Below are 6,000 nucleotides of genomic sequence, written 5' to 3'. Positions count from 1 at the left end.
TGATAAACATCAACCCCTGAACCTGGGTCACTTCTCAACGAAAACGCCGGGTCAACTCTCAGCGGAAATCAACAGTCGGAATTTTAGGTCGACGACGGCGTTATGATGTGAATCAAGGGTGGCGTGAACACGCCCACCCCGCCCACCGACAAGGATGCCCTGATCGCTTCCCTGCTGGAGCGGATCGAGGTGCTCATGGCGCAGAACGCTGCGCTTGCGGCGCGTGTCGCTGAGTTGGAAGCCAAGCTCGGCCTTCCGCCCAAGACGCCGGACAACTCGAGCCTGCCGCCGTCGAAGGGGCAGAAGCCGTCGCTGCCTTCGGTCCCCGCGCGCAAGGCCAAGCCGCACCCCGGCGCCTATCGCCTGCTTCATCCCAACCCGACCCGCCACCACGATGTGCTGGCGCTGGCGTGCCAAGCCTGCGGGGCCGACGTGTCGGAGGCTGAGCAGAGCCCCTGCGAGGTCTATGACCGGGTGGAGATCCCGAACATCGAGCCGGACGTGACGCGCGTGTCGCTGCACGGCGGCACGTGCCCGTGTTGCGCCAGGCGGTTCAAGGCCCAGCCACCGGCGGGCCTGGAGCCGGGCTCGCCCTTTGGCGCCAACATCCGCGCCTTCGTGATCTACCTTCGCGCGGTCCAGGGCATTCCGCTCGGGCGGCTGCGCGACGCGCTCCTCGACCTATTCGGCCTGTCGATCAGCGAGGGCGCGCTGGTCAACATGCTGTCGGCAAGCGCCAATCCGTTCAAAACCGCGGTGTCGCTCATCAAGGCGCGCCTGCTCGGGGGCACCGCCATCGCGTCCGACGAGACCGGCGTGCGGGTCGGCCGCGCCAACTGGTGGCTGTGGGTGTTCCACCACGGCGACAGCGCCGTGTTTGTCGCCGATGCCCATCGCTCGAAGGCGGTGGTGGAGGCCTTCCTCGGGGACCATCGCCCCGACTTCTGGATCTCGGACCGCCTCAGTGCTCAGGCGGGCTGGGCCAGCAAGGCGCATCAGGTCTGCCTGGCGCACCTGATCCGCGACGTCCAGTACGCCATCGACGCCGGCGACGCGGTACTCGGCTCCAGCCTGAAGGACCTGCTCGAACGCGCCTGCGGCATCGGTCGACGAAGGCCCGATCTCAAGGATTCCACGCTGAAAGCCTACGAGGCCGACCTGGAGCGTCGCCTCGACCGCATCATGACGCTCAATCCCACCCACCCGGCCGGGATCAAGCTCAAGCGCATGATCCGCAAGGTTCGGTCCCACCTCTTCGTCTTCGTCCAGAACCGCGATCTGGAGGCCACGAACAACGGGTCGGAGCGGGCGCTGCGCCCCTGCGCGGTTTACCGTAAAATCACGAACGGCTTCCGCCAGGAGTGGGGCGCTCATCTCTACGCCGACATCAGGTCCGTCATCGAAACTGCCCGACGGCGCTCCGTTCGCGCTATCGACGCCATCCGCCTCACGTTGAAAGGCCAGACAATCTGCGCCTCGGCTTGAGAGGCATCCAGACCCCGTGAGCATTTACCCTGCACGAGACCTTGGCCGCTTAGCTGGCGCGACGCCCGAAATGTCCCCCGGCTGCGCCTCGAAGTACTGCCCGTACTTGGTGGGAGTGGTCGACCGGGACGTTCCCGTATGCCGTCTCGGATTCTACCATCTCATCGTACCCCGGCGTGACGCGTCACAAACACATGATCACCGAACAGCATCCTTCGAGGAACAATAGTCTGAGCGGGTAAATTGAACCCACGCGGCGTCCCGGACTACGCGGCGCCCCTGGAAGCTCTGTTATCGTCAGGCTTCGCTCAACCTCAAACACCGCGAGTGACGCCATGCATCATACGAGCCCCGAGATGCAGTCCTGCATCGAAGAGTGCCTACGCTGCTACCAAACCTGTCTTGGCATGGCCTCGCATCACTGCCTGCCGACCGGCGGCAAGCACGTTGAGCCCGAGCATCTCCGTTTGATGCTCGCCTGCGCCGAGATCTGCCGGACCTCCGCGCACTTCATGCTGCTCGGTACGGCGCACCACAAGCACACCTGCGCCGAGTGCGCCGATGTCTGCGAGGACTGCGCCCGCTCCTGCGAGCAGGTCGGCGACATGCAGGACTGCGCCGGCCAGTGCCGGGCTTGTGCCGACAGCTGCCGGAAAATGGCTGCCTGAAACCTCTGGGACGGACGTTGTACGCAGGCCCGTTGCTGCGGCCTCGTCCTGGTTCCCCATCTGATCCCCACGACCTGTCGACCACTGAAGGGAAGCGAGCATGGATCGGCGGCAGTTCATTGGTACCTCAGGCGCGCTCCTGGTCGGCGCCGGTGCGGTTTCAGGGCGCGCGCGGGCCGCGTCCGTACCGGAAGCACCGACGATGACCGAGTCCGGCACCCAGCCGCCGCTCGCGCCGAACACCGGGCCCGACTACAACCCGGTGGTGACGCTCAACGGCTGGACCTTGCCCTGGCGCATGACCGGCGACGGATGGAAGGAGTTCCACCTCGTCGCCGAGCCGGTGGAGCGGGAGATCGCACCGGGCATGGTCGCTCGCCTTTGGGGCTACAACGGGCAGTCGCCCGGCCCGACCATCGAGGCGGTCGAGGGCGACAGAGTGCGTATCTTTGTCACCAACAAGCTTCCCGAGCACACCACGGTACACTGGCACGGCATGCTGCTGCCCTCGGGCATGGACGGCGTCGGTGGTCTCTCGCAGCCCACCATCAAGCCGGGCGAAACCTTCGCCTACGAGTACGTGCTGCAGAAGAGCGGCACCTTCATGTACCATCCCCACGCCGACGAGACCTTCCAGATGGCAATGGGCATGATGGGCTCGCTTATCGTGCACCCGAAGGATCCGGCCTTCATGCGGGTCGAGCGGGATTTCGTATTCCTGACAGGGGCCTACGACATCGACCCGGGCGCGTACGTGCCGAAGGTGGCAACCATGACAGATTTCAACATCTGGACCTGGAATTCCCGGGCCTTCCCCGGCATCGACCCGCTGGTCGTCGCCAAAGGGGACCGGGTGCGCATCCGTATGGGTAACCTGTCCATGACGAACCACCCGATACACATGCACGGCTACAGCTTCGAGGTGACGGGCACGGATGGCGGGTGGGTGCGGGAGAGCGCCCGCTGGCCCGAGGTTTCCATCGACCTACCGGTCGGGGCCATGCGCGCCTTCGAGTTCAAGGCCGACGTGGAGGGTGACTGGGCCATCCACTGCCACAAGGCGCACCACACCATGAATGCCATGGGCCATTCCGTGCGCACCTACATCGGCGTCGACCAGACGGAGATCGCCAAGAAGGTCGGCCAGCTGGTGCCAGGCTTCATGCCGATGGGCTCGACGGGGGGCGCAGCAATGACGGAGATGCGGATGCCGACCCCCGACAACACGCTGCCGATGATGACGGGCGAGGGGCCGTTCGGCTCGGTCGAGATGGGCGGGATGTTCTCGGTTGTGAAGGTGCGCGAGGGTCTGGCGCGGGGCGACTACAAGGATCCGGGATGGTACAGAAACCCTCCGGGCACCGTTGCCTACAAGGTGGACGCACCAACGGCTGCGTCAGCCCGAAACAGTTCGGTCGCCGCTACGTCCGCGGCCACTCATGGATCCCGCGATGGGCGTATGATGTCGATGGAGGTGCGCGCCCGTCGCCGCACTATCGGCATGCAGGCCATGGACATGAGCAAGATGCCGATGGACGGGCCGAAGCGCTGACGTTGCACTGATTAAAGCGACCCGATTGCATGCATCCCGGCAGCCATCAGCTCTGTTCGGAACCACATGCCATGGGTGGTGAGCCTGCTATGTGATGCGTTCCTGACAGAGCCCCGAACCCGTCGGTATTTTGAGCTGGTCCGAGAGAGACGACTGCATGGCCGTTGCCCTGGGTAGCCGAAGGGTCGGAACCAGGAAGGAGACGGGTGCGGCTGCGTGCAGTTGATAGGTGTTTTGTCAACGGCCGACCACGGCCTGCGCCGTGATTACCCACGCCCGGAATCGTAGGGTTCAGGCGCCGACTGTCTTGAGGATGGTGGCGAAGGGGCTGCTGCCTGTGAGGCGTGCGGTATCAACGATGGTGCGGATGGCAGCCTCGCCCTCGGCGGCCCACATGGCGCGGTAGCCGTTGGTGACCTTCCTCTGCACAACGGCTGGGCGCAGCGCGCGCTCGCATCCGTTGTTGGTGGGCTCGACGATGCCGGGATAGGTGAGGAAGACGAAGAGCTGGTCGCGAGCCCGGCCGATCTTGGCCTGCAGATCGCGGGTCAGGTCGCAACGGCTTGGCGTGGTGAGGATGGCCCCGAGTTGTCGATCCAAGGTCTGGTGCTTGGCGACCAGCGTCGAAGTGGCCGGATCGGTCACGTGCTCGGCCAGGGCGAACGCGGATTGCAGCCAGAGCTGCAGACGCCAGGGCACGGGATCGTCGCTGGCCTCGACGACGTAGGCGACATCGCGCGCCAGATGCGCGAGGCAGGTCTGATGCTTGGCGGCATGTCCCTGCTGGGCGGTGTAGCGGTCCGAGATCCACACTGCGGGCCGGTGGCCGTCCATCATCTCGCGTACCACGATGGCGCCCCGTGTCGGGGAGGCCGTGTGCACGACGGCTTGCGCCGAGCGGAACACCCAGTGGTAAGCGTTGCTCCCCTCGATCCGAACACCGGTTTTGTCGGAGGCGACAACTGCGGCCTGGCGCAGGGCCGATACGGCCTCCTTGCGGCCGGAGCGGAAGTAGCCCTGCACCCGGCGAAGCAGGTTCATCAGGCCGCCCTGGCTGAGCGTCAAGCCGAACAGATCGGCCAACGCCGCTTGCAGCCGTTCGTAGGAGAGTGCCTGGAAGGTCTTCAAATACGTCGCCACCGCATGCAGCCGTGGGCCGAACGGCGTGCCCCGCGCAGCCTCCGGCACCGGCGCGACGGCCTTCGTTCCACAGGACGGGCAGTGCACAGCGAGGCGCCGATGCTGGATCACCACCGGCGCCACCACCGGCACGTCAATCTGCTCAGAGACGCTGACGATCTCAGCGGCAAGATCCCCATGCAGGGTCCCGCCACAGCACATGCAGCGGTCGGGACGATGCTCGACCACCGTATTGGGGTCGTCGCTCATCACGCGGCTGTGGCCTTCATGGCCGGGTTTGGCGCCGCCGGGCTTGGATTGCTCCCGCTGCTCCTTGCGGTCCGTCGCGGGCGGCTTCGACGAAGTCCGCGAGGTCTTCGCCGGGCGCTGCAGCCGCAGCACCAGCTCGATCAGCTCCTCGCGGCTCAGCCGCTCAAGATCGCTTCGGCCCATCTTCCGAAGGAATCAGCGAAATCCCGCCCACGCAAGGGGTGGGTAATTACCCTGCGCCTATTTGAACTGGTAGAAATTCTGCAGCTTCAGGGACTCATCCTTGAGCTTCTGCGTGGAGATTTCCGTTTCTCTAACTCAGCAACAGCGATGCTCTCGTCCTGTACCATCGGCATCTCAATCTGGTGCAGGGTCAGCACGACCTGCTCCGCGCTCGGCCTCTGTCTTCACCTTCACCTCCTTTGGTTTTAGTTGATCCCCTCAGCCAGCCCAGCCCAAAACCAGCATGTCAGGTCGGCCGGAGCACGGCCAAGCGGACCACGGTGCGCTCGCGCTGAGGCTCGGTGAGTTCCGCGGGGATGCTGCGGCTGTGTCGCTCCGCATGAGGCCGTCCCTGACCCGCACGTCACAGGACAAAGCCTGTCCGGAACCGACCGATTCTGGACAAGGTCGCGCGACCTGTTCACCAATTAGCTTCTTCGAGTTCCGGACAGGTGTTTAGTTCCGGCCAGGGTTTTCGAACGAATTTGCCTCATGCCGCGCACCTTCGCCTACCTCCGCGTCTCCACTCCTGGCCAGACCACCGATAACCAGCTCACTGAGATCCAAGCGGCCGGGTTCACCATCGAACCGCGCCGCCTCGTGACTGAGACCGTGTCGGGCTCAATCGCGGCCAGCCAGCGCCGCGGCTTCGCGCGCCTGCTCGACCGGCTAGTGCAATTTCCA

4 protein-coding genes and 1 pseudogene are annotated in these 6,000 nt (G+C 65.1%); 4 read left to right on the top strand and 1 reads right to left on the bottom strand.

What is annotated here, in order from left to right:
- Positions 1 to 123: 123 nt before the first annotated feature.
- The 3 genes from K2Y56_RS24650 to K2Y56_RS24640 all read left to right on the top strand — a co-directional run bounded on the left by K2Y56_RS24650 (position 124) and on the right by K2Y56_RS24640 (position 3,705).
- Positions 124 to 1,485 (top strand): IS66 family transposase, encoded by a 1,362-nt coding sequence (locus tag K2Y56_RS24650; RefSeq protein WP_292514231.1) that lies wholly within the window; start codon positions 124 to 126, stop codon positions 1,483 to 1,485.
- A gap of 335 nt (positions 1,486 to 1,820) precedes the next feature.
- Complete coding sequence (locus K2Y56_RS24645) at positions 1,821 to 2,153, top strand: four-helix bundle copper-binding protein (RefSeq protein ID WP_292514228.1); 333 nt, start codon at positions 1,821 to 1,823, stop codon at positions 2,151 to 2,153.
- Between the two features lie 100 nt (positions 2,154 to 2,253).
- Positions 2,254 to 3,705: a copper oxidase gene (locus K2Y56_RS24640; protein WP_292514226.1), complete on the top strand. Its 1,452-nt coding sequence runs from the start codon at positions 2,254 to 2,256 to the stop codon at positions 3,703 to 3,705.
- A gap of 291 nt (positions 3,706 to 3,996) precedes the next feature.
- Here the strand turns inward: K2Y56_RS24640 and K2Y56_RS24635 are convergent, their stop codons facing one another.
- Positions 3,997 to 5,277, bottom strand: coding sequence for an IS66 family transposase (locus K2Y56_RS24635; protein WP_292514223.1), 1,281 nt, complete (start codon positions 5,275 to 5,277; stop codon positions 3,997 to 3,999).
- Between the two features lie 531 nt (positions 5,278 to 5,808).
- Between K2Y56_RS24635 and K2Y56_RS24630 the strand changes: the two are divergent.
- A pseudogene (locus K2Y56_RS24630) lies at positions 5,809 to 5,988 on the top strand (recombinase family protein); the annotation flags it as partial.
- Positions 5,989 to 6,000: the final 12 nt, after the last annotated feature.

The organism is Methylobacterium sp. (assembly GCF_019745455.1).
GTDB lineage: Bacteria > Pseudomonadota > Alphaproteobacteria > Rhizobiales > Beijerinckiaceae > Methylobacterium.
This window is presented reverse-complemented; position numbering and strand designations above follow the sequence as displayed.